A 24,365-nucleotide genomic window follows, 5' to 3' on the forward strand; every position below is an offset into this window, starting at 1 on the left:
TTTATTAAGGAGGAAAAGTGATGAAAAAAATAGGTTTTATCGGAATGGGTAATATGGCTAGTGCAATTGCTGGTGGAATAATTAAAAGTGGTTTTATTGATGGAAAAAATGTTTATGCTTTTGATATTGATAGTGATAAATTAGCTAAAATGAATTCAAAGTTTGAAATTATAGGTTGTAAAAGTGAAATCGATTTGGTTGAAACAGTAGATATGATCGTTATGGCGGTTAAACCAAATATTGTTGAAGATGTTATTTTGAAAGTAAAAGCTAAATTGGAAAATAAAGCAGTTATTTCAATTGTAGCTGGCTATGATTTTACTTTATATAATCAATTATTATTACCAACTACTAGACACCTTACAATTATGCCTAATACCCCAGCATTAGTATTAAATGGGATGACTTTGTTTGAAAAAGAAAATTCATTAACTAATGATGAATTAGAATTTGCAACAAAAATGTTTTCTAGTATTGGAGAAGTAGTAGTACTTCCTACTTATCAAATGAAAGCAGGTGGAAGTATTAGCGGATGCGGTCCAGCCTTTGTTTATATGTTTATTGAAGCGATGGCTGATGGTGGCGTAAGTTTAGGATTACCACGTGATGTTGCTTATAAATTAGCAAGTCAAACTTTGATTGGTTCAGGAATGATGCAAAAAATAACAAAATTACATCCTGGTGTTTTAAAAGATCAGGTTTGTTCTCCAGGTGGAATTACAATTAAAGGGGTTGAAGCATTAGAAGAAAATGGTTTCCGTAATGCAATTATTAAAGCAATTAAAGAATCTAATTAGGATCGTCAGATCCTTTTTATTTTATGACATATTTTTAAGGTAAAAAGAGCTATGATAACAAGGGGTGAGGTGATGGAGGTATATGTTGAGGTTACTTTTTTAACGAATTTTTTAATCATTTTATCGTCTTTAGAGATGATGGGGATATTACTTTGTAAAGAAATGAGTTATTTACAAGTTTTAAAAGAAAGTTTTTTATTAAGCTTTTCGGTTTTGTTATTATATATAGATAGTTATAGTTGGATGATTTTAATTATTTGGTTAGTTATTTTTTATTTGTTATATCAAAAACAGATATTTTTATATTATCCGGTATTTTTATTTATCTATTTTTCAATTTTGTATTTTGTTAGTTCTTTTATTTATGAATCTTTTATTTATAATGGCATATTAATTGTACCGGTTAGTTTTAGTAGTTTTGTATTATTTATTGTTGGTTTGTTATTTGTATTGCTTCAAATTATGTTTATTGTTTATTTGAAAAGGAAAGTAAGAATTAATAGTTATTTATATCCAGTGGAATTATTTTATGCTGGTAAGCAGTATGTATTTAATGGTTTTCTAGATAGTGGTAATGAGGTTTATTATGAAGGGTTTCCGTTAATTTTAATTAATGAAAAAATTATTGATAAATATGAAATAATTGATGTTGTTGAGTTAAATGATTTAAGAAGTGATTTTATTGGTGTAATCAAAGTAGATACTTTGGCAATTAATAATCAATTATTAGAAAATATATATGTAGGGGTTATTAGAGGAATCAAGTATGATTGTTTATTAAATAAATCGTTAATGGGGGGCATACTATAATGATAAAATTAATTTTAAAATTATTAAATAAAACTAAGTATCTTTATTATGTTGGTAGACATGATGTATTACCACCACCACTTAATGCTTTTGAAGAAAAAGAAGCGTTAGAAAAATTGGCTAAAGGTGATAATGATGCTCGTGATTTATTAATTGAGCATAATTTACGTTTAGTTGTATACGTTGCAAAAAGATATGATACTAATCAAAATGGTGGTATTGAAGATTTAATTAGTATAGGAACGATTGGCTTAGTAAAAGCAATCAATACTTTTAAAACTGATAAAAATATAAAATTAGCAACATATGCATCACGTTGTATTGAAAATGAAATATTAATGTTTTTAAGAAAGAATAATAAGTTACGACATGAAATATCACTTGATGAGCCATTAAATATTGATTATGATGGAAATGAATTGTTGCTTTCAGATATTATTGGTACTGATAGTGATATCGTAAAAAATGAATTAGAACAAAGTGATCAGCGAACAATGTTTTATGAAGCATTTAAAGATTTGTCAAAGCGTGAAAAAGAAATTTTAATGTTAAGATATGGTTTAATGAATTATGATGAATTAACTCAAAAAGATGTTGCTAAAATGATGGGAATTTCGCAATCATATATTTCTAGATTAGAAAAAAAGATTATTAAAAAATTAAGAAATAAACTAAATTATAATGAGATAAAATAGGTATAATTTTGTCATATTTGCTAAAAATAATGATGAAAGAAGGCAAATATGAATAATTATCAGATTATTATAAATGGTTATCATGAACCAAGAAAAAAATTAACTACCAAAGAAACATATGCATTAATAGATGAATATCAAAAAACTAAAGATGAAAGAATAAAAGAAAAATTAGTCAATGATAATATTAAATTAGTTATTTCAATGACTAAACGATTTTATAATCGAAGTGATGGCTGTGATGATTTGTTTCAAGTAGGTATGATTGGTTTAATCAAAGCGATAGAAAACTTTAATACTAGTTATGATTTAAAGTTTTCTACATATGCTGTTCCTTTAATTATTGGTGAGATGAAACGTTATTTAAGAGATAATCATCAAATTAAAATATCTCGTTCTTTAAAGGATATTGCTTATAAGATATTAAAGATAAAAGATGAATATTTAAATAAGTTTCAAAGAGAACCAACAATCAAAGAATTAGCTAAAAAATTAGATATTGATCAAAGTGTCATTGTTGAAGCACTTTTATCAACTAATAGTGTTGCTTCTTTACAAGAAGAGGTAAAAAATAGTGATGGTAATAGTTTAAAGATGATTGATTCATTAAGTGATGAAAAAGCAGGTGTATTAAAGACTAATGAACGAATTGATTTATATGATGCTTTAAAATCATTAAGTCAAAAAGAACATGATGTGATAAAGCAAAGATATTTTGAAGGCTTGTCACAAAGTGAAATAGCTAAAGAATTATTTATTTCGCAAGCTCAAGTATCTAGAATTGAAAAAAAAGCTTTAAACACTCTACATAATTACCTGAAATAATCATATATATTAATGGTGATTTGATGAGATTTGTAAAATTACAATCAAAGGATGTTGTTAATGTTGTAGATGGATGTAAAGTTGGCTTTATTAGTGATATTGAGATTGATTGGTGTACTAGGTGTATTCAGGCAATTATTGTAGAGAAGTATAGTTTTTTTAAGTTATTTTGTTTTTTTAAAGAAACACCCTGTATTGTAATTCCAATTGAATGTGTTGTAAGCATAGGCGGTGATGTAATTCTAGTTACACTAGATGGATAAAAGACATTGCTGTCTTTTATTTTGTTTTTTTATGCTTTTATGATTAGTTTTTTTGTGTTATAATGGGCTAGTAATAAAATAAGGAGGAATGCTTCATGGGATACGGAGAAAAAGTAAAAAAGTGGTTTTTTGATGAAGAAGGCGATGATGTTGAAGAATATGATGATGTAGAAATCGATACCGAACCAAAAACTAGTTTTTTTGAACAAGCAAAAAATGCAAAGACAAGTGAAGCTATTAGTAAATTGAATTCTAATAAAGATAGTCAGTTAATATTATTTGAACCTAGAGCATATGCTGAAACACAAGAGATTGCTAAATATTTAAAAAATAAACAAGCAGTAGTTATTAATTTACATCGTTTACAAAAAGAACAAGCTAAACGTGTTGTTGATTTTTTAAGTGGTGTTATTTATGCTATTGATGGAGATATACAAACAATTGGTCCAAAGATTTTCTTATGTGCACCTAAAAATATTAGTGTTTCAGGAAATATTGATGTGACGGATGAGGAATCTGTTGATAAATAAGTATTAGTAAAACTAATACTTTTTAATTATGTTTGAACATTTTAAAGGTGAAGAGGCTTTTGTTAAAAAGATTCTTGAGTTTAAAGATCAAGCATTAGATCGTCAAAGAATCGTCTTAACAAAGTTTTTAAATCCGTATCATCAATCTATTGTTCATAGTGTAATTGGTAAATCGGATGAATTGATTGTTTTAGAAAATGGCGGTCTTATTAATAGTGAAACAAAAAGAATGATTATTGCACCAGCTTATTATCAAATTGAACAAGATGATTTTGAAATTGTTTTAGTTAAAATTACTTATGCAAAACCTTTTGGTAAATTAACGCATCGGGATATATTAGGAGCATTAATGTCTTTAGGGGTTAAAAGAGAGTTGTTTGGAGATATTTATGAATATCATGATGTTTTTTATGTAGTAATGGATTTAAAGATATATGATTATGTAAAAAATAATCTTAATTTGATTAAACATAGTAAAGTTAAATTATCTTTATCTAATGAAAGTATTGAAATTATACACCAATATACTTGTAAAACTTTTATTGTTTCTTCATTTCGACTTGATAAAATAGTTAGTAGCATATATAATTTACCTCGAAGCAAGGCGGTTAATTATATTCGCTCAGGTTTTGTAAAAGTTAATCACAAAGAAGTTGAAGAAATAAGCTATTTATGTAATAATAGTGATATAATATCGCTTCGACGTTATGGGCGTGTTAAAATTGTCGATACAAAAAGAGTGACAAAACAGAATAATTACGTCATCGAAGGGTATTTTTATAAGTAAGAGGTGAAACGATGAGTGGGATAAAGAAACAATTTATGGGATATGATAAACAAACTGTTGATAATTTGATGATTGATTATGAAAATCAGATTAATAAATTGAAAAATCAGATTTCGTCTTTAAATGATGAACTTGATCATCTTAAAGAACAAAATTCTTTGTTGCAACATCGTGTCAACATTACTGAAAAAACCAATGAAGAAATAGCTCGTCTAGCTTTAAAAGAAGCAAGTGCTTTGATAGATAAAGCAAAACGTAATGCCAATATGATTTTAAAAGAATCTTTGGATTATGTTCGTTCACTTTCAAGTGAAATGAATGATTTTAAAGATCAGGCAATTAAATTTCGTTCTTCAGTTCAAAAAATGTCACAAGATATTTTAGATACGATTGATAATTCAGAAGTTTTCAATCTAATTAACGAAGATGATGAAGAAGAGTAAATACAATGAAAGAGACTGTTTATAATAAGATGTTTATAGAGAGCTGATGGTCGGTGTAAATCAGTAACTATTATTATAATGAATCACTCTGGAGTAGCGCCTTGAAAATAGTAGGGGTGGCCGTTGATCGCGTTAAGATTTTAAGTGCGTATTGAAAAATACGAAATAAGGTGGTACCGCGAATATTCGTCCTTTGTTGGGACGTTTTTTTATTTTATGGAGGTAAGAAGATGAATTACAAAGACACATTATTAATGCCAAAGACTGACTTTGAGATGCGAGGAAATCTTCCTAAAAAAGAACCAGGTTATGTAAGTCGTTGGCAAGAGACAAACATGTATGAAAAAGTTATTAAACAAAATGAAGGTAAGGATAGTTTTGTTTTTCATGATGGTCCACCATATGCAAATGGAAATATGCATATGGGACATATGTTAAACAAAGTTATTAAAGACGTTATTTGTCGATACAATAATATGGAAGGGCGTTATACACCATTTATTCCAGGATGGGATACTCATGGACTCCCAATTGAAAATGCAATTCAAAAATTAGGTGTAAATCGTAAAGAAATGTCAACTGCGGCATTTAGAGAGAAATGTGATGCTTATGCTCATGAACAAGTAAATAAGCAAATGGAACAATTAATTAGAATGGGAACATTTGCTGATTATAAACATCCATATTTAACATTATTGCCTGAATTTGAAGCAAATCAAATTGATGTATTTGCAAAAATGGCAATGGATGGTTTGATTTTTAAAGGATTAAAACCAGTTTATTGGTCGCCATCAAGTGAATCAGCTTTAGCTGAAGCAGAAATTGAATATCATGATATTAAAAGTCCAACTATTTTTGTTAAGTTCCAAGTAAAAGATGGTAAGGGTATTTTAGATAATGATACATATTTTGTTATCTGGACAACAACACCTTGGACAATTCCTGCTAACCTTGCAATCTGTTTGAATGAAACATATGACTATGCATTAGTTGAAACAAATAAAGGGAAATTGATTGTTTTAGAAGAGTTAGTTGATTCATTGATGGAAAAATTTGAAATTGATGAATATCAAGTAAGTAATCATTTCAAAGGAAAAGAATTAGAGATGATTACTTGTAAACATCCATTATATGATCGTGAATCATTAGTTATTTTAGGTGATCATGTTACTGCTGAAGCTGGAACTGGGTGCGTTCATACAGCACCTGGATTTGGGGCAGATGACTTTTATGTTGGTCAAAAATATGGTTTACCAGCATATTGTAATGTAGATGAACATGGTTGTATGATGAAAGACTGTGGTGAATGGTTAGAAGGACAATATGTTGATGATGCTAATAAGACAGTAACAATGAAACTAGATGAGCTAGGAGTATTATTGAAATTAGAATTTATTACTCATAGTTATCCTCATGATTGGCGTACTAAAAAACCAATTATTTTTAGAGCAACTGATCAATGGTTCTGTTCATTAGATAAAATTAGAGATAAATTATTAGCAGAAATCGATAGTGTTAATTGGTTAAATGAATGGGGTCATATTCGTATTTATAATATGATTAAAGAACGTGGTGACTGGTGTATTTCACGTCAAAGATCTTGGGGTGTACCAATTCCAATTATCTATTGTGAAGATGGAACTCCAATTATGGAAGAAAAAGTATTTAAACATATTTCTGATTTATTTAGAAAACATGGTTCAAATGTTTGGTTTGAATTAGATGAAAAAGATTTATTACCTGAAGGCTATACAAATGAACATTCACCTAACGGTATCTTTAAAAAAGAAAAAGATATTATGGATGTTTGGTTTGATTCAGGATCAAGTCATACTGGGTGTATGAAAGAACGTGGTTATCCATATCCTGTAGATTTATATTTTGAAGGTAGTGATCAATATCGTGGATGGTTCAATTCATCTTTAATTATAGGTACCGCAGCTCATGGCAAAGCACCATATAAAACAGTGTTATCACATGGATTTGTTTTAGATGGTAAAGGTAATAAGATGTCTAAATCATTAGGAAATACAGTTGATCCAATTAAGTTGGTAAATCAGTATGGAGCTGATATTGTAAGATTGTGGGCAACTTCAGTAGCATACCAACAAGATGTTCGTATTAGTGATGAAATCATGAAACAAATTTCTGAAAACTATCGTAAAATTAGAAATACAATGCGTTTTGTTTTAGGGAATTTAAATGATTTTAAACAAAGTGATTTAGTTGCTGTTAATGATTTAACTGATGTTGATAAGTATATGTTAGTTGAGTTAAATAATTTAATTGATGGATATCATCAAGCATATGATAATTATGATTTTGCTGATGCAAATCAACAAATTTTAAATTATTTTACTAATGTATTAAGTTCTTTCTATATGGATTTTACAAAAGATATTTTATATATTGAAAAAGCTGATAGTTTACGTCGTAGACAAGTGCAAACTGTATTATATTATCATGCTAAAGCAATGATGAAATTAATTTCTCCAGTGTTAGTATTTACAGCCGAAGAATTGCATGATCATTTCCACTGTGATGAAAATAAAGCTGAATCTATTTTCTTAGAACCAAATGTTGAAAAGGTTGTAATTGAAAATAGTGATGAAATTAAATCATATTTTGATCGTTTCTTATTGTTACGTAAAGATGTATTAAAAGTGTTAGAAACTTTAAGAAATGATAAAGTAATTAAATCTAATATGGAAGCTAAAGTATTTATTTCTTTAAAAGATGAATTTAAAGATATGGCTAAATTAGCTGATGATTTAAAACAATTATTTATTGTTGCAAAAGTTGAATTAGTGGAAAATAATTCATTAGAAGAATTTGATAGTGCTTATATTAAAGCTGAAAAATTCAATGGTCATCAATGCCCACGTTGCTGGAATTATTTTGATGAAGATGAAATGAATGGCGAAGTATGTTGCCGTTGTCATGATGTAATTAATGGTTAATAGAAAATATCCAAGATGTATGATTTATCTTGGATATTTTTAATTATTTTGTTCTTTTTTTTAGTTTTTTGAATTTATTTTTGGTGTTTTTTCGAGTATAAGGAGAAATGATATTTTTTTCTCTAAGCCAGCGATTGATTGTTGTATCACTAATAGTGTAACCAAATTTATCTTTTATAATTTGACAAAAATAAGTATAGTTGGTATTTAAATATTCATTAATATAAAGATTAACAATTTTATTTTTTGTTTCTTGAGAAATAGTAGTACTTGGCATTTTACCGCGATTACCATGGATAAATCCTGCTTTACCTTGATTTTTATATCGAGCAATCATTCTATCAATTGTTCTTAAACTGCAGTTTAATTTAGTTGCAGCTTTTTTTTATTACCACCTGTTTCCACAAGTTTTTTTATAGTTGTATATTTTTTTAGTTCATCTTCTCTTAATTCAATTTTTTTCATAATAACCTCCAGTGTGTATGAATTTTAGTTTATCATATTTTTTTTTAAATGTCTCATAAAATTGAGACATTATTATTAACGAGTTAAATAAAATTAACAAATTACATAGAAAACGCTTGCATATGTATAAAGTTTATGAAACAATTAAAATGAAATTAAAATATGAATACACTAGCAATAATATTTTATAGATATGTGGGATATTTGTTAGAGTAAAATGTTTGATTTCATTCAATTAAGTTGAAAGGAGGAAAAAATTTGAAAGGAAAGGAAAGAATAGCTAAGCGTGCATTTAAGGTTTTAGTTGCTGCTACAATGGTAGTTACTAGCACACAGTTTGGAAGTTTTGCAGTACAAGCCGAAGTAGAAAGACAAAATTTTGCTTTGAATCAAGAGGCTAGTGCTAACTATGAAGATTCAGCTCATGGCTTTGACGCTGAAAAAGCATTCGACGGGAATGATGAACTTTCATCACGCTGGGCAGCTAAAGAAGGGGAACGTACTGGTTGGTTGAGTGTTGATCTAGGTAGAGAACGTACATTTGATGAATTTAGAATCTTAGCTGAAAAAGATGCTCAAAAAATTGGAAAGTTCACAATTGAAGGTTCTCATGATGGAAACGTTTATGAAACAATTTTCCAATCAGAAGACAAAACAAATGATGGAGGGTATGATGTTGATTATACTGTAAAACTAAATGCTCCAGTAACTTATCGTTATGTTAAGATTACTGTTGAATCATTAGTTGCAGGTGCATATCCTAGTTTATCTTTACGTGAATTTGAAGTTTTAGGGGATAAAGTCGCTGAAACTCCAATGAATGAAAATTTAGCTTTAAATAAAGCTGTTACAGCAAGCGCTGAATATGGATCAATGCCAGCATCTAATTTAACAGATGCCGACAAAGATAGTCGTTGGTCAACAGAAAAAAATGCAACTCAATGGGCGTATGTTGATTTAGGACAAACATATGAAATGAACACATTTGCTATGATTTGGGAAAGTGCAAGCGTATATGCAAGTGATTATAATATTTATGTTTCTAATGATCCAAATAATTGGGGAGAAGCTGTTGTTAGTCGAAATGGGAATACATCAGCTAGTAGTACTGAATTTTTACAAGCGCCTGTTTCGGGTCGTTATGTTAAATTAGAAGTGACAAAACAATATGGTTATCCAAGTGTATCTTGTCGTGATTTTGAAGTAATGTTAACTGATGGTCAACAATTACCACAAGATCCTCAAGAAAATGTTGCATTAAATAAAGATGCTACATCAAGTTCAAATGAAACAAGTGGTCTAAATGCTTCAAAAGCATTTGATGGTGATCATACAACTAGAGATTCAAGATGGGCAAGTGCCTTAGGAAACGGACCACATTGGATCAGTGTTGATTTAGGTGAAGTAAGAAATATAAAAACAGTTCGTTTATTCTGGGAAACTAGAAAAGCAACAGATTATGAAATCCAAGTATCTAGCACTGGTGAAGAAGATTCATGGCAAACAGTTAAACATATTGAATCACGTCCTGCAATTAAAACTGATCGTATTGTTTTAGATGAAGTTGTACGTGCGCAATATGTACGTTTAATGGTTAATGATTTTACTGCACAAGATCCAGATGGAGGAGTAGAATGGAATAATATTTCACTGTATGAAATGGAAGTATACGGAGGAATAATTGAAGATAGTGCTAGTGATATCGCTAACCAAATTACAATTGAAGAACCTCAAAAAGGCGATACTGAGTTAGTTGTAAACTATCCAGAAACTGATAAATATCTTGTTGAATACAATGGTACTGATTTTGAACAAGTGGTTGATGAAAATTTACATATTTATCAACCAATTGTAGATAAAGTTGTAAAAGTATCATTTAAAATCACAGATAAAGAAACAAATGAATATGAATTCAAAGAAATTGGTATTACAATTCCTGGTAAATATCAACAAGAAGAAACTGATAATCCTGCACCAGTAATTCTACCTGAATTAGCTGAATGGAAAGGATTTGAAGGTAATTTCACAGTTCTTCCTACATCAAGAATTGTATATAGTAATGCTGATTTAAAAGCTGCAGCAGAAGCTATGGCTGAAGATTATGAATTACTTACTGGAAAAGCAATCAGTGTTGTTCAAGGTGATCAACCTCAAGCTGGAGACTTCTACTTCGTCCAAACTACAGACACATCAAAAGGTCTAATGGAAGAAGGATATATCATGGAAGTTGATGATGTAATTACAGTTACGTCAGAAACTAAAACAGGTGCTTATTGGGCAACTAGAACTATCTTACAAGCTTTAAAACAAAGTGATTACACTACAATTGCTAAAGGTGAAACAAGAGATTATCCACTTTATGAAGTACGTGGATTTATTATGGATGTAGCTCGTAAGACATTTACTTTAGATTATTTAAAACAACTTGTTAAAGAAATGTCATGGTATAAAATGAATGACTTCCAAGTTCATTTAAATGACAATTTAATTCCATTGGAATATTATTCACAAAATGGAATGGATCCTATGGATGCTTATTCTGCATTCCGTTTGGAATCTGATATTAAAAAAGGTGGAAATAACGGACTTAACCAAGCTGATTTAACAAGTACTGATTTATTCTATACTAAAGATGAATTCCGTGAATTTATTAAAGATTCAAGAGAATTAGGTGTTAATATTGTTCCTGAAATTGATACACCTGCTCACTCATTAGCTTTAACAAAAGTTCGTCCTGATTTACGTAATGGTACATATGGGCGTGAAAACGATCATTTGAATTTAGTTAGTAAATATAATGAAAGTTTAGAATTTGTACAATCAATTTTTTCAGAATATATGACTGAAGAAAATCCAGTATTTGATAGTCAAACAACTGTACATATTGGTGCTGATGAATATAACGCCTCTTCTCAAGCATATCGTAAATTCGTTAATGATATGTTAGACTTTGTTGAAGGAACTGGTCGTAAAGCCAGAGTTTGGGGAAGCTTTACTCAAGCTAGCCAAGGTGAAGATATCGATGCTGAAGGTGTAGAAATTAATTTATGGAACTTTGGTTATGCTAATATGGATCAAATGTATGAAGATGGATTTGATTTAATTAACTGTAATGATGGAAATTATTATATTGTTCCAAATGCCGGTTATTACTATGACTATTTAAGTGATTCAACAATGTACAACCTTGATATCAACACTATTAGCGGTGTAACAATACCTGCTGGTGATGATCAAATGAAAGGTGGAGCTTTTGCTGTATGGAATGACATGACTGACTACTTAGATAATGGAGTTAGTGAATATGATGTATATGATCGTATTGAACGTGGATTACCATTATTTGCAGCAAAACTTTGGGGTAAAGGTGACATGAACCTTGAAGAAGCAAAAGCTACTTCTGATTCTTTAGGTGATGCCCCAGGTACTAATTTTGGATATGAAGTAGAAAGTAAAGAAGATGCTATTTTAAATATGCCAATGGATGAATATGAAGATACATCTGCAAATGACCATCAAATTGAACAAGGTGTTAATGCTCAAATTGAAACAGTTGATTTCAAAAATGCATTAAGATTAAATGGTGGTCAAAGCTATATTTCTACTGATTTAGAAACTGTAGGATTGGGTAATGATTTACGTGTAAAAGTAAAGAGAACATCTGATTCAACAGAAGAACAAATTTTATTTGAAAGTCCTTATGGAAATATCAAAGCTGTTCAAAAAGATACAGGAAAAGTTGGTTTCTCAAGAGAAAGATTTGATTTTTCATTTAACTATACACTTCCAGTTAATGAATGGGTTGAATTAGAATTTAAGAACCAACAAAATAGAATCTCTCTATATGTTAACGGTGAATTAGTAGATACATTAGGAGATGATGAAAGAATTGAAGGAAGACCAATGTTAGCAACAACAATGTTCCCAATTCAAACAATCGGTAGCAAAACAAATGCTTTCATTGGATATGTTGATGATTTACGTTTAGGTAAAAATGATACATTTGCTTCAACAATGGCACTTGATTATGCAATCTGGAATGGTGAAGCTGTATTAACTAATATGGCTAATGAACAATTACGTACAGTTATTGATGAAGCTAAATCAGTTTTAACTGAATATGCACCTTCAAAAGCTACAGTTGATTCATATGTAAGTCAAATTAATGATTTATTATCTCAAATGGATTATAAAAAAGCTGATTATAGTAGATTAAATGCTTATTTAGCACTTACTAAAGATTTAAGTGAATTTACTGATGAAAGTGTTGCAAGTGTGAATCAAGTAATAGAAGGTATTCGTTTAAATCTTCCAGTTCAATTACAAAGTACAGTTGATGCTTATGAAAAAGCATTAGTACAAGCTCTTGATAATCTTGAACTTAAAGATAAAACAGATCCTAATTTAGTTGATTCTTCTAAATTAACTGCTACTGCATCAAGTTATCAACAAGATGGATCAAATCCATCAAATGTACTTGATGGTTCAACTTCAACTATGTGGCATTCAGCATGGAATATTACAACAATGCCTCATTACATTGATTTAGAAATTGATGAAAGTACAGAAATAAAAGGACTCATTTATACTCCTCGTCAATCAGGAAGCAATGGTAACTTATTAGAATACCAAATCCAAGTAAGTGATAATGGTGTGGATTATGAAACAATTGCAACTGGAACATTAGAAAATAATGCGCAAGCTAAAACAATTAATTTTGCTCCAGTTACAACAAAACATGTACGTTTAGTTTATGTAAGAGCTGTAAATAACAATGCCTCAGCTTCAGAAATCAGTTTAATTCAAGCTAAGGTAAATCCTGATATTGAAGGATTACAAGCAATAATTGATAATGCTAAATCAATGAGTAATGTTGGATATACTGATGAAACATGGACAGCATTCCAAGATGTAATTAAAGAAGCAGAAGCTCTAGTTAATTTGGAAAATCCAGGTGCTAATGAAGTAGAAGCAATGAAACAAACAATTGCTTCAAGCATTGTTGCACTTCGTCTTAGCGAAGAAGAACTAGTAGTTGCTGATAAAACAGCATTACAAATTGCAGTTGATTTAGCTGATAAAGTAACTGATAAAGATTTAGAAAATGTAGTTCCTGTAGTTGCAGAAGAATTTAAAGCAGCATTACAAGAAGCAAAAGAAATTTTAGCTGATGAAACAGCTAGTCAAGAAGATGTTAATGCATCATTTGATCGACTTGCAAGTGTAATGCAAAAACTAGAATTCTACAAAGGGGATAAAACAGCATTAAAAGCATTTATTGATGATGTAAGTAATTTAGATTCAACTAAATACTCAACAGATACATGGGCAGCATTTGAAAAAGAATTAAATGAAGCAATTGCTGTATATGAAGATTTAAATGCAATGCAAGAAGAAGTAAATAATGCACATAAAGAATTAGTAACAGCATTCTTGAACTTAAGATTAATTCCAGATAAGAGTTTATTAGAAGAATTAATCAATAAGGCAGAAGGATTAAATAGTACAAACTATACAAAAGCAACATTTGATGGATTAAAAGATGCATTAAATGAAGCAAAAGCAGTATTTAATGATCCAAATGCAACACAAGAACAAGTAAATAATGCAAAAGATGTATTAGAAAAAGCAATCAATAGCTTAGAAGTAATTACAACAGTAGATAACACACCAAGTACACCGGTAGACAATGGTGATACTACAAGTGTTAAAACTGGCGATACTACAAACTTATGGTATTCACTTGCTACTTTAACACTTGCATCAGTTGCATTATATGGAAGTAAAAAAAGAAAAAAATAATAGTTAGTTAAAATAACTAAACTATTGAATTAAAGCTTACTGATGATTTTTCAGTAAGCTTTTTAATATTTATTCTTAATTAGTATTTGATATATTTAAAAGTAGGATAGTAAAATATCAATTAATTAAAAATAAATATTGTTGAAATATGTCGAAAATGCTAAAATAAGTAGGTATGTATGGAGGTTAATATAGTGAGTGATAAATTAAAGGGTTCGTTGCTACTAACATTAGCTGCAATGATTTGGGGAAGCTCTTTTATTGTAATGAAAAGTGCGGTAGATTTCTTAACCCCAAATGTTTTATTATTTGTTAGATTTTCACTAGCAACAGTTATTATGGTTATCATGTTTTATAAACATGTTAAAAATACAAAATTAAAAGATTTAAAAGGGGGAATAGTCACTGGAACTTGTTTGTTTCTTGCTTATTTGATTCAGACAATTGGATTAACAATGACAACCCCAGGTAAGAATGCATTTTTAACAGCTGTGTATTGTGCGATTGTTCCTTTTTTGGTTTGGATCTTTTATCATAAAAGGCCGGATAATTATAATTTTATGGCAGCTTTACTTTGTATTTTTGGTGTTGGCTTGGTCTCTTTGGATGGTAATTTGTCAATGAATTTAGGAGATTTCTTAACCCTTATTGGTGGTATTTTTTATGCTTTGCATATTCTTGCAATCAAAAAATATTCACAAGAAATGCATCCAATTAAATTAACTACTTTACAATTTGCAATGACAGCAATTTTAGCTTTTTTTGGTTCATTGTTTTTTGAAGACATTAGTTTAATTAAACAGATAGATAGCAGTATTATTTTACAAATCGGATATTTAGCATTTTTTGCTACTGCTGTTACTTTATTGTGTCAAAATATGGGTCAACATTTAGTTAGTGAATGTAATGCAGCTATTTTACTTAGTTTAGAATCAGTTTTTGGTGTTGTTTTTTCGGTATTATTGTATGGTGAAGTTTTAAGTTTTAAAGTAGTTACAGGATTCGTTTTAATTTTTATGGCATTAATAATTTCAGAAACAAAATTATCATTTTTAAAAAGAGATGTTAAGGAAGGAGAATTGGATGTTTAAAAAAATTTATTGTTTATTGATTTCATTAGTATGTACTATTTCTTTAATAACACCAATTCGTGCTCTTGATAATAGTGAAGAAATTGGTTTAAGCGCTCAATATGCAGTGGCAATTGATGCAAATAGTGGTCTTATTTTATATAATAAAAATATGGATGAAAGAATGTATCCTGCGAGTATGACAAAAGTTATGACTGCAATTGTGGCATTGGATATGATTGAAAATCTAGATAAAACAACAGTTATAACACAAAATGATATTGATACAGTCTGGGAAACTGGTGCTTCTTCAGCAAATTTTGAAGTTGGTGAAACAGTTACATATCGTGATTTACTTTTAGGAGCAATTTTACCTAGTGGTGCTGATGCAACTAGAGCTCTTGCAAATAATTTATGTGGAAGTCAAGAAGCTTTTGTAGAAAAAATGAATGAGTGTGCAAAAAAATTAAAACTTAAAGACACACATTTTGTTAATACAACAGGAATTCATGATGATAATCATTATACTACAGTACATGATATGGCATTGATTGTTCAATATGCTGTTGCGAATCCAACTTTTAAAGAAATATATTCAAAACGTTATGCTACCTCTTCTAATGGATTACATCAATGGGTAAATAAATCAGTATATAATGCAAAAAGAAGTAATATTAATACTGATAGTATTATCGGTTGTAAAAGTGGATATACTGATGCTGCAAAAAATTGTTTATCTAGTTTAGATAAAGTAGGAGATAATGAAATTATTGTAGTTGTAGGTAAAGCAGTTAATAATGATGTTAAACCAAAAGCGGCTGTTCAAGATACATTAGATATTGTAAATTATGTTAGTCAAAATTATTCAATGCAACCAATTTTGACTAAAGGTACTGAGGTTAAAAATTTAGATATTAGTGTTGCTAAAGATAATCAAAAGATATTGATTGAAAATCAAAATTATGCAATGGCTTTTTTACCTAATGGATATAATCAAGACGATTTAGAGTTTAAGTATACATTTGAAAAACTTGAAGCACCGGTAAAAAAAGGAACTAAAGTTGGGAATTTGAATGTATATTATAAAGATTATTTATTGTATCAAGAAGAGTATGTTAGTGATAAAAATATTGAACGTGATGAAATAAAAGATATGTATAATGGAATTATTAATTTTATGTTCCCTTATGGGTTAGCAATTATTTTAGTAATTGCTTATGTTATGATTTCAAAAATCAAAAAAAGTAAGAGGGTTATTTAGACAATCAAAATAGTGATTGTCTTTTTTAGTGTGCCACGCATGACATAAGACTAGGTGGTGAAAGTCCACTGTGGGGGTTTCGTACTACCAACCACTAGCCGAAGACAAGGTATCCATCGTAAGGTGTGAACGGGAGGAAGTTGGAGGCAAAGTCCTGACCCAAGGAATACGAACTATTTTAGGCAGAAGCTTATCGGATGAGATTGCTAAACAAATCGAAGTCCAATAGTACGACGGAATAAGCAGTGTAAAGATAGTGGGTACATAGGATGAAAGTGTTATGTCTTACCGTGGGAGGTCCTAGGAACATGATGAAAATGTAATCATGGTGGAAACGTTTGTCCTAGGAAGTCAGCCGAGGTCATAGTAGTGATGATGATAACTGTAATGGTTATCTAGCGAAGGACCGAACATAAGGAGGTGAACTGGAAATGAAAGATACTCAAGATAAAATAGGATACTGTCAACTATCATTAGGCTTACTCTATGAAGATAGTACGGAATACGACAATAGTGGAGAAGTGTATCCTACATCAAAACAAGAGATATCACATACGAAGAACACCAATAGATTTGTAGTACATGAGAAGTTACTTGAAACAATTATGGAGGATGCCAATATAGAAAAGGCAATCCAAAGGGTTATGAGTAATAAGGGAAGTGGTGGTGTAGATAAAATGCAAGTCGCAGAAGTTCGTACGCATTTCGCACAACACTGGTCTTATCTAAAGAAACTTATCATGGAGGGACATTATAGTCCACAAGCCGTTAAAAGAGTAGAAATACCAAAAGATAACGGAAAGAAAAGAGAGTTAGGAATTCCAACAGTGACGGATAGGGTCATACAACAGGCGATAGTACAGGTACTGACACCAATATTTGAACCCCAATTCAGTGACAATAGTTATGGGTTCCGACCAAGAAGAAATGCCCATCAAGCAGTAAGAAAAGTAGTCGAATACGCCAATGAAGGATATCGATATACAGTAGACCTAGATTTAGAGAAGTACTTTGATACAGTCAACCATTCAAGACTTATACAGATATTGTCACAAACTATTAAAGACGGAAGAGTTATATCACTCATACATAAATATCTCAATGCAGGAGTCATAGTAAAACATAAGTTTGAAGAAACTACAAAAGGAGTACCCCAAGGTGGGCCACTCAGCCCATTATTATCAAATATATATCTTAATGAATTTGATAAAGAAATGGAAAGAAGAGGAAATCGATTTGTAAGGTACGCAGATGACTGTGTCATACTATTCAAAAGTAAAAGAAGTGCAATGAGAGTCAAAGAAACAGTGACAAGATATTTAGAAGAGAAATTATTTGTAAAAGTGAACCAAGAGAAGACAAAGGTAGCCTATATTACTGATATAAAATTCTTGGGCTTTGGATTTTATATAGAGAAGAGTGGTAATGTACGAATCACTGTTCACAAGAAATCTAAAGAAAAGATGAAAAAGAGAATAAAGGAAATCACCAAAAGGAACCGACCAATATCAAGTAAGGAATTAGCTAAAGAGTTAAAAGAATACATTACAGGTTGGGTGAATTACTATAGGATAGCGAATATGAGTAAACATCTAAGGGAAATAGACTCATGGATGAGAAGAAGAATACGAATGATATATTGGAAAAGATGGAAGTTAGTAAGAACAAGGTATAGAAATTTACAAAAACTAGGTATTAATAAAAGTAAGGCATGGGAATGGGCAAACACAAGAAAAAGCTACTGGCACATCGCCAATAGCTTCATACTAAAAAGGACACTTACAAATGAAGTATTAAAAATATACGGATTTATAAGTGCACTAGATTATTACAACTCTATAAACTTATGAAACGCCGTGTAGGGAACCCTACGCACGGTGTTGTGAAAGGGGCGAAAGATTTTAATTCTTAGCCCCTATTCAATTATCATTATTATGCTTTTTAGGTATATTTAACTATTTAATATAGGTATTTGTTATTATTTTAAATACTTGTTAAACTATAGTTAGAGGTGATGTATTTGAAGAAAATGATAGGAATTTTAGTGATTTTTATAATTCTTTTAGGAACATTATTTGTTTATTTTATGAATAATAATCAAAATGCTGTTAAAGAAAGCAAAACAAAGACGAGCGATGATAAAAATACAATAACTAATCAAACAACAAATACAATGATAATTAAAATAATGGATAATAGTTATAGTGTTGTTTTTGAGTTAAATGATAGCGATGGAGCAAAATCTCTTTATGAACAATTACCTTTAAAAATAGAAGTAGAAGATTATAGTACTAATGAAAAGATTTTCTATCCGCCTAATGAATTAGATGTTACTAATACACCTCTAGCAAGTAATGGTGAAAATGGAGTATTAGCGTACTATGAGCCATGGGGAGATGTAGTAATGTTTTATAATAGTTTTGACTTGGCTAATGATTTATATCAATTAGGAAATGCAATTGAAGGAATAGAAAATATTGAGAATTTGTCTGGTGAAATAACAATTGAAAAAATAGAGAATTAATAAAGGAGAAGAAATATGATGAATGAATTTTTTGAGTTAAGTAACGGGTTAAAAATTCCTAAAGTAGGACTAGGAACATGGTTGATTGACAATGATAAAGTTGAAGAAGTAGTAGAATGTGCTTTGGAAGTGGGATATCGTCATATCGATACAGCACAAGCTTACGGAAACGAAGAGGGAGTAGGAAAAGCAATACGTAAAAGTAATATTGCTCGTCAAGATTTATTTATTACAAGTAAAGTTGCAGCTGAGGCTAAAACATATCAAGAAGCTTATGATTCTATTAATGAAACATTAAATAAAATGGGATTAGATTATCTTGATTTAATGATTATTCATAGTCCTCAACCATGGCAAGAATTTAGAGATGATAACAGGTATTTTAAAGAAAATAAAGAAGTATGGAAAGCATTAGAAACTGCTTATCAAGAAGGAAAAGTAAAAGCTATTGGGGTATCTAATTTCTTAAAAGATGATCTTGAAAATATTTTAAATTCTTGTCAAATAAAACCAATGGTAAATCAAATACTTACACATATCAGTAATACCAAAACAGAATTAATTAAATTTTGTAAAGAAAATGATATTTTAGTTGAAGCGTATTCTCCAATTGCTCATGGTGCGATTTTAAAAAACGAAAATATTATTGCAATGGCTAATAAATATAATGTATCAGTAGCTAGACTATGTATTAGATATATTATTCAATTAGGTTTGGCTGCATTGCCTAAAGCATCATCAAAAGAACATCTTATTGATAATTTAAAAATTGATTTTGAAATTAGTAAAGAAGATATGGAAGCACTTAAATCAATCAAAACAATTGAAGATTATGGTCAAGATGATTTCTTTCCAGTATTTAGTGCTAAAGATCAAAAAGACAATCGCTAAAAAGAGGTGAAGAGTAATGAAAATTGTAATTTTAACTGGTAGTCCTCATAAAAATGGAACATCTAATACGCTAGTAGATGAATTTATTAAAGGAGCAAGTGAAAAAGGTCATTTAATTAAAAGATACGATATTGCGTTTTTAGATATTCACCCATGTATTGGGTGTGATCATTGTGGAATGAATGGAGCATGTGTTTTTAATGATGATATGATTGAAATATTAGATACTATTTTAGCTAGTGATTTAATTGTTTTTGCAACACCGATTTATTATTTTGGTTTTTCTGCTCAAATTAAAAGTGCTATTGATAGATTTTATTCAAGAAATGGAAAAATTCAAAATAAACATTTAAAATCTATCTTCATTGCTACAGCTTGGAATGATGATAATATAGTTATGAGTGGGATAAAAAAACATATTGATATTTTAATTGATTATTTAAATTTAGAAAATGTTGGAATGATTCTTGCTAGTGGATATGGATATCTAGGAGCAAGTAAAGAAAAACAATATCTAGAAGCAGCTTATAATTTAGGAAAAAATATTTAAGATGAAAGGATGAATGAGTTATGAATGAAATAGAATTTGAAAAAGTAAACGTATTTAAAAAAGGAAATCCTAATGATGCATATGCAAAATACTTTATTGGAAATAGTTATTTAAATCCATTAGTTGAAAGCGATAGTCCGTTATTTTTAGCAAATGTAACATTTGAACCAGGATGTCGTAATAATTGGCATATTCACCATGCAACTAGTGGTGGAGGACAAATTTTGATTTGCACTGCTGGATATGGCTGGTATCAAGAAGAAGGTAAAGAAGCTGAAAGTTTACAGCCAGGTAAAGTAATTGTAATTCCAGCTAATGTAAAACATTGGCATGGAGCAAAAAAAGATTCTTGGTTTTCACATATTTCTATTGAAGTACCTGGTGAAAATACATCAAATGAATGGTTAGAAGCAGTAGGCGACGATGTATATAATAATTTATAAGAAAAGAGGTGAAGAAAATGAATAAAAAATTAATCATTTTAGTTATTGCACTTATAATCGTTGTAGTTACCGGAATATCTATTTATACATTATCAAAAGATGATGATAATACAACAACAGCTAATCAACAATCTGATAACACTTCAGTAGAAAATAATAAAAATGATTTAGAGGCTGGTAATGTTTTAATAGTTTATTTTTCTGAAACGGGAAACACTGAGACAGTAGCTAATATCATTCATGATAATGTTGGTGGTGATATTGTAAAACTAGAGACAACTAATGCATATCCAAGTAATTACGATGAATTAGTTGATTATGCTCAGCAAGAGCAACAAGACGATGCTAGACCAGAATTAAGTACAGCAATTGAAAATATTGAACAATATGATACTATTTTCTTAGGTTATCCAAATTGGTGGGGTGATATGCCAATGGCGCTTTATACGTTTTTAGATACTTATGATTTATCTGGAAAAACTATTGCACCATTTATTACTCACGGTGGTTCAGGACTTTCTGGAACACCTGAAAATATTCAAGAAGAAGAACCAAATGCTATAGTTACTGAAGGGCTTGCAATTGATGGTGATGAAGCAAGTTATTCAAGTAAAGATGTAGTTGAATGGTTGAATAGCTTGGAATTTTAGAAGAAATAAATAATGATCGTATTTATAATAAAAAATTCACTGAGGCAAAGTATCCAGTGAATTTTTTATTATTTAGTATAATTTTAGTCATTTACATTTTCAAATGCTTGAGGAATTAACAAAGTAGGCTTTTTTATTCGATGGTTATAAATCAATACAGTTAATAAACTACATACTACAATTATTCCTACAAATATCATAATCTCATAGTTTACAGAAACATTTGGCATGCTAAGAACTTTTCTAAATCCATTAACACTATAAGTAAATGGCATAAATGGATGAATTATTTGATAAATTGTACTTGATGTTTCTAATGGATAGGTACCAGCAGAACCACCTAAATTAATTACCATAAAGACCAATAAGATAAATTCGCCAATTTTTCCACACACAATACTTAATAAAGTAACTAGTGCCATTAATGCCCATCCAACAATTACTGCAAAAATAAATGTCATTAATAATTGTTGAGGATTCAAATTACAGAAAAGCATTAATGATGTAATCATTAAAATAGCTGCAATTGCTGAAACAGTAAACCAAATAGAAGCTTTTGATAACCAATATTTAAAACCACTTTCAGCTTTTTCTACATCATTGAACAAAGGATACATTAGTGTAAATGCCATAGCTGCTACATAAAGTCCTACACTCATCATATATGGTGCCATTCCTTGACCGTTATTTTCAACAACTGAAATTTCTTGATGTGAAGTATCAACAGGACTAGCAATCATATCAAAAGTCTTTTCGTTACCATTAACCTTGCTAATTTGCTCAACACCATCTTTTAAAGAAGTACTTAAAGTATTAGTTCCGTTTTTTAACGTATCTAAACCTTCTCCTAAAGTAATAGAACCAAGAGCTAGCTGATTAGCACCGCTGCTGATTTGATTAGCACCGCTAGTTAGTTGGTTAGCTCCATTTATTAAGGATTGATTATTATTTACTAGTGTAGTTGTACCAAGAGCTAATTGATTGGTACCTTGATTTAAGGTATTAACACCATTAATTAAGGAAGGTGTTTGTAAAGCTAACTGATTAGTGCCCGCTTTTAATTCTTTTATTCCAGTATTCAGTGCAGATGAATTTTCATTTAATTTAGCTAAGCCAAGATTAAGGTTATTGGCACCATTAAAATAACTCATTAAACCTATTTTCAAACTCTTTTCTTTTGGAATAGTAACAAGCTCACCACTACTATTAGTGTATTGACCGCTATTAATAGAGGCATCAAGCTGATTTAAATTAGATTGAATAGCTTTACTTCCAGCAAGTAAACCGGTATCATTATTTAAAGCGCTGTTCATTGTAGAAAGATTGGTATTCATTGTTTTAATTAATTCATAAGATGAAGGTAGTGCTTCTTTTATACCTAAACTAGCTAGACCTAATGCGTCAGCTTCTTCTTTTGTTAGACCTTCGGTTAATATTTTTTTAGCTAAAGCTTGATAAGTAGGATTATTGCTATTTTCAAGTTTATCAATTAATTTGGTATAGTCTGATATTGAAATATTAGCATTGTTTACTTGAGTAGCCATCTGTTGTAATCCATTTACAATTAGCTGATTTCCTTCTTTTAACTGAGTTGTTCCATTGGCTAATGTCTCAATGCCATGAGTTAATATTGCATTATTATTAATTAGCTGTTGACTGCCAGCATATGCTGTTGCAACACCATTTATATATTGCTCAGTACCATCTTCAAGTTTACTAGCACCGGAATCTAATTCATTTACTCCATTTGCTAATGCAGGAGTAGAGCTGTTAAAAGCATTTACACCCTCTTTTAAGGAATAAACACCATTATTAATAGCTAATACTCCCTGAGTATAGTCTTTAAGACCGTTAGTAAGAGTAGAGGCACCATCTTTAAAAGTAATGGAACTAGAGGCTAATAGCTGCAAGTTTTGTGAAATTGTTTTATTTCCATCAACTAATTGATTTGAACCATTATTAATTTCACTAGAACCATCAGCTGCCATAGACATTCCATTTTTAAGACTGCCAAGTTGATCAAAAATAGTTTTGGCATATGTTTTAGTTATAGTAGAAGAAACTTCAGCTTTTATTTTTGCAATTGCTGAATCATCCATTTTAGAAGCAATATAACTACTTCCTGGATTAGTAGTATAATTTAAAATCATTTTTTGAGGATTTTCATCTAATAATGTAGTAGCATTTTTAGAAAAATCACTAGGAATAGTAACGATCATATAATAATCACCGTTTTTTAGTCCTTTGTTAGCAATTTTTGAATTGACAAGATTGAAGTTCATCGAATCATTTTCTTTAAGACTTTTAGCCAATTCTTTACCAACATTTAAGGTTGTATCGTTATAGTTAACTTTTTTATCATTATTAACTACTGCAACAGGGATATTTTTAGTATTCCCATATGGATCCCAAATTGACCCTAAAAATACTCCAGCATAAATACTAGGAATTACAATGATGGCTATAATTACAATTTTTAACCACCAGTTTTTAAAAAACGCAGACCACTCTTTTTTTATCATTTTTCTATCTCCTTTTCATAAATAGATATTTTATATCCATGGATAAAGAATATCTATTTATAGCAATACATTCTATG

General features: G+C 29.8%; 19 protein-coding genes, 1 pseudogene and 1 other annotated feature. Of the genes and pseudogenes, 18 read left to right on the forward strand and 2 right to left on the reverse strand.

Going from position 1 to position 24,365, the window contains the following annotated elements; genetic code table 11:
• Positions 1–20 precede the first annotated feature (20 nt).
• From proC to ileS, 9 genes are all read left to right on the forward strand, one after another.
• Positions 21–797: a pyrroline-5-carboxylate reductase gene (gene proC / locus NQ543_RS04140; RefSeq protein WP_004610446.1), complete on the forward strand. Its 777-nt coding sequence runs from the start codon at positions 21–23 to the stop codon at positions 795–797.
• 72 nt (positions 798–869) lie between these two features.
• Entirely contained in the window at positions 870–1,607 is a 738-nt protein-coding gene (locus NQ543_RS04145) for a sigma-E processing peptidase SpoIIGA (protein WP_039904563.1), read from the forward strand.
• Positions 1,607–2,302, forward strand: a complete 696-nt coding sequence (gene sigE / locus NQ543_RS04150; protein ID WP_004610448.1) for an RNA polymerase sporulation sigma factor SigE — start codon at positions 1,607–1,609, stop codon at positions 2,300–2,302. The genes NQ543_RS04145 and sigE overlap by 1 nt, the downstream gene beginning before the upstream one ends.
• Before the next feature lie 48 nt (positions 2,303–2,350).
• Positions 2,351–3,127, forward strand: coding sequence for a SigB/SigF/SigG family RNA polymerase sigma factor (locus NQ543_RS04155; protein WP_004610449.1), 777 nt, complete (start codon positions 2,351–2,353; stop codon positions 3,125–3,127).
• A gap of 23 nt (positions 3,128–3,150) precedes the next feature.
• Positions 3,151–3,390: a YlmC/YmxH family sporulation protein gene (locus NQ543_RS04160; RefSeq protein ID WP_004610450.1), complete on the forward strand. Its 240-nt coding sequence runs from the start codon at positions 3,151–3,153 to the stop codon at positions 3,388–3,390.
• Between the two features lie 95 nt (positions 3,391–3,485).
• On the forward strand, positions 3,486–3,920 hold the full coding sequence (locus NQ543_RS04165) for a cell division protein SepF (RefSeq protein ID WP_004610451.1): 435 nt from the start codon (positions 3,486–3,488) through the stop codon (positions 3,918–3,920).
• 28 nt (positions 3,921–3,948) lie between these two features.
• Positions 3,949–4,707, forward strand: coding sequence for a YlmH family RNA-binding protein (locus NQ543_RS04170; protein ID WP_004610452.1), 759 nt, complete (start codon positions 3,949–3,951; stop codon positions 4,705–4,707).
• A gap of 11 nt (positions 4,708–4,718) precedes the next feature.
• Positions 4,719–5,150 carry a DivIVA domain-containing protein gene (locus NQ543_RS04175; protein ID WP_004610453.1) on the forward strand — a complete coding sequence of 144 codons (432 nt, stop codon included), beginning with the start codon at positions 4,719–4,721 and terminating at the stop codon, positions 5,148–5,150.
• Positions 5,147–5,347, forward strand: a binding site (T-box leader). (Overlaps the previous gene by 4 nt.)
• 33 nt (positions 5,348–5,380) lie before the next feature.
• Positions 5,381–8,110 (forward strand): isoleucine--tRNA ligase, encoded by a 2,730-nt coding sequence (ileS, locus tag NQ543_RS04180; protein ID WP_039904567.1) that lies wholly within the window; start codon positions 5,381–5,383, stop codon positions 8,108–8,110.
• Positions 8,111–8,153: 43 nt separating this feature from the next.
• On the opposite strand, the gene NQ543_RS04185 is transcribed toward ileS, so the two are convergent.
• Positions 8,154–8,447 (reverse strand): helix-turn-helix domain-containing protein, encoded by a 294-nt coding sequence (locus tag NQ543_RS04185; RefSeq protein WP_004610455.1) that lies wholly within the window; start codon positions 8,445–8,447, stop codon positions 8,154–8,156.
• A 368-nt stretch (positions 8,448–8,815) separates the two neighbouring features.
• On the opposite strand from NQ543_RS04185, the gene NQ543_RS04190 reads away from it, so the two are divergent.
• From NQ543_RS04190 to NQ543_RS04230, 9 genes and pseudogenes are all read left to right on the forward strand, one after another.
• Positions 8,816–14,377: a discoidin domain-containing protein gene (locus NQ543_RS04190; RefSeq protein WP_004610456.1), complete on the forward strand. Its 5,562-nt coding sequence runs from the start codon at positions 8,816–8,818 to the stop codon at positions 14,375–14,377.
• 194 nt (positions 14,378–14,571) lie between these two features.
• Positions 14,572–15,468 (forward strand): DMT family transporter, encoded by an 897-nt coding sequence (locus NQ543_RS04195; RefSeq protein ID WP_039904569.1) that lies wholly within the window; start codon positions 14,572–14,574, stop codon positions 15,466–15,468.
• Entirely contained in the window at positions 15,461–16,708 is a 1,248-nt protein-coding gene (locus NQ543_RS04200) for a D-alanyl-D-alanine carboxypeptidase family protein (RefSeq protein WP_004610458.1), read from the forward strand. Before NQ543_RS04195 ends, NQ543_RS04200 begins: the two co-directional genes overlap by 8 nt.
• Before the next feature lie 431 nt (positions 16,709–17,139).
• Positions 17,140–18,558, forward strand: a complete 1,419-nt coding sequence (gene ltrA / locus NQ543_RS04205; RefSeq protein ID WP_004608658.1) for a group II intron reverse transcriptase/maturase — start codon at positions 17,140–17,142, stop codon at positions 18,556–18,558.
• 179 nt (positions 18,559–18,737) lie between these two features.
• Entirely contained in the window at positions 18,738–19,232 is a 495-nt protein-coding gene (locus tag NQ543_RS04210) for a cyclophilin-like fold protein (RefSeq protein ID WP_004610459.1), read from the forward strand.
• Positions 19,233–19,247: 15 nt separating this feature from the next.
• Positions 19,248–20,123: an aldo/keto reductase gene (locus tag NQ543_RS04215; protein WP_004610460.1), complete on the forward strand. Its 876-nt coding sequence runs from the start codon at positions 19,248–19,250 to the stop codon at positions 20,121–20,123.
• Between the two features lie 16 nt (positions 20,124–20,139).
• A complete protein-coding gene (locus NQ543_RS04220; RefSeq protein WP_004610461.1) occupies positions 20,140–20,673 on the forward strand; it encodes a flavodoxin family protein in 534 nt (177 codons plus the stop codon).
• A gap of 50 nt (positions 20,674–20,723) precedes the next feature.
• Positions 20,724–21,116, forward strand: a pseudogene (locus tag NQ543_RS04225) (cupin domain-containing protein); the annotation flags it as partial.
• 17 nt (positions 21,117–21,133) lie between these two features.
• Positions 21,134–21,766 carry a flavodoxin gene (locus NQ543_RS04230; protein WP_004610463.1) on the forward strand — a complete coding sequence of 211 codons (633 nt, stop codon included), beginning with the start codon at positions 21,134–21,136 and terminating at the stop codon, positions 21,764–21,766.
• Between the two features lie 83 nt (positions 21,767–21,849).
• Here NQ543_RS04230 and NQ543_RS04235 read toward each other — a convergent pair whose 3' ends face one another.
• The gene (locus NQ543_RS04235; protein WP_004610464.1) at positions 21,850–24,288 is read right to left on the reverse strand and encodes a YhgE/Pip domain-containing protein; all 2,439 of its coding nucleotides are present in this window, start codon (positions 24,286–24,288) and stop codon (positions 21,850–21,852) included.
• Positions 24,289–24,365 lie beyond the last annotated feature (77 nt).

It is taken from the genome of Thomasclavelia spiroformis DSM 1552 (genome assembly GCF_025149465.1).
Lineage (GTDB): Bacteria > Bacillota_I > Bacilli_A > Erysipelotrichales > Coprobacillaceae > Thomasclavelia > Thomasclavelia spiroformis.

Coding starts and splice junctions, on each gene's coding strand:
- NQ543_RS04235 (WP_004610464.1), bottom strand. CDS start 24,288: ATGATAAAAAAAGAGTGGTCTGCGTTTTTTAAAAACTGGTGGTTAAAA.
- NQ543_RS04200 (WP_004610458.1), top strand. CDS start 15,461: ATGTTTAAAAAAATTTATTGTTTATTGATTTCATTAGTATGTACTATT.
- sigE (WP_004610448.1), top strand. CDS start 1,607: ATGATAAAATTAATTTTAAAATTATTAAATAAAACTAAGTATCTTTAT.
- NQ543_RS04145 (WP_039904563.1), top strand. CDS start 870: ATGGAGGTATATGTTGAGGTTACTTTTTTAACGAATTTTTTAATCATT.
- ltrA (WP_004608658.1), top strand. CDS start 17,140: ATGAAAGATACTCAAGATAAAATAGGATACTGTCAACTATCATTAGGC.
- NQ543_RS04185 (WP_004610455.1), bottom strand. CDS start 8,447: ATGATTGCTCGATATAAAAATCAAGGTAAAGCAGGATTTATCCATGGT.
- proC (WP_004610446.1), top strand. CDS start 21: ATGAAAAAAATAGGTTTTATCGGAATGGGTAATATGGCTAGTGCAATT.
- ileS (WP_039904567.1), top strand. CDS start 5,381: ATGAATTACAAAGACACATTATTAATGCCAAAGACTGACTTTGAGATG.
- NQ543_RS04155 (WP_004610449.1), top strand. CDS start 2,351: ATGAATAATTATCAGATTATTATAAATGGTTATCATGAACCAAGAAAA.
- NQ543_RS04160 (WP_004610450.1), top strand. CDS start 3,151: ATGAGATTTGTAAAATTACAATCAAAGGATGTTGTTAATGTTGTAGAT.
- NQ543_RS04165 (WP_004610451.1), top strand. CDS start 3,486: ATGGGATACGGAGAAAAAGTAAAAAAGTGGTTTTTTGATGAAGAAGGC.
- NQ543_RS04175 (WP_004610453.1), top strand. CDS start 4,719: ATGAGTGGGATAAAGAAACAATTTATGGGATATGATAAACAAACTGTT.
- NQ543_RS04170 (WP_004610452.1), top strand. CDS start 3,949: ATGTTTGAACATTTTAAAGGTGAAGAGGCTTTTGTTAAAAAGATTCTT.
- NQ543_RS04230 (WP_004610463.1), top strand. CDS start 21,134: ATGAATAAAAAATTAATCATTTTAGTTATTGCACTTATAATCGTTGTA.
- NQ543_RS04220 (WP_004610461.1), top strand. CDS start 20,140: ATGAAAATTGTAATTTTAACTGGTAGTCCTCATAAAAATGGAACATCT.
- NQ543_RS04210 (WP_004610459.1), top strand. CDS start 18,738: ATGATAGGAATTTTAGTGATTTTTATAATTCTTTTAGGAACATTATTT.
- NQ543_RS04215 (WP_004610460.1), top strand. CDS start 19,248: ATGATGAATGAATTTTTTGAGTTAAGTAACGGGTTAAAAATTCCTAAA.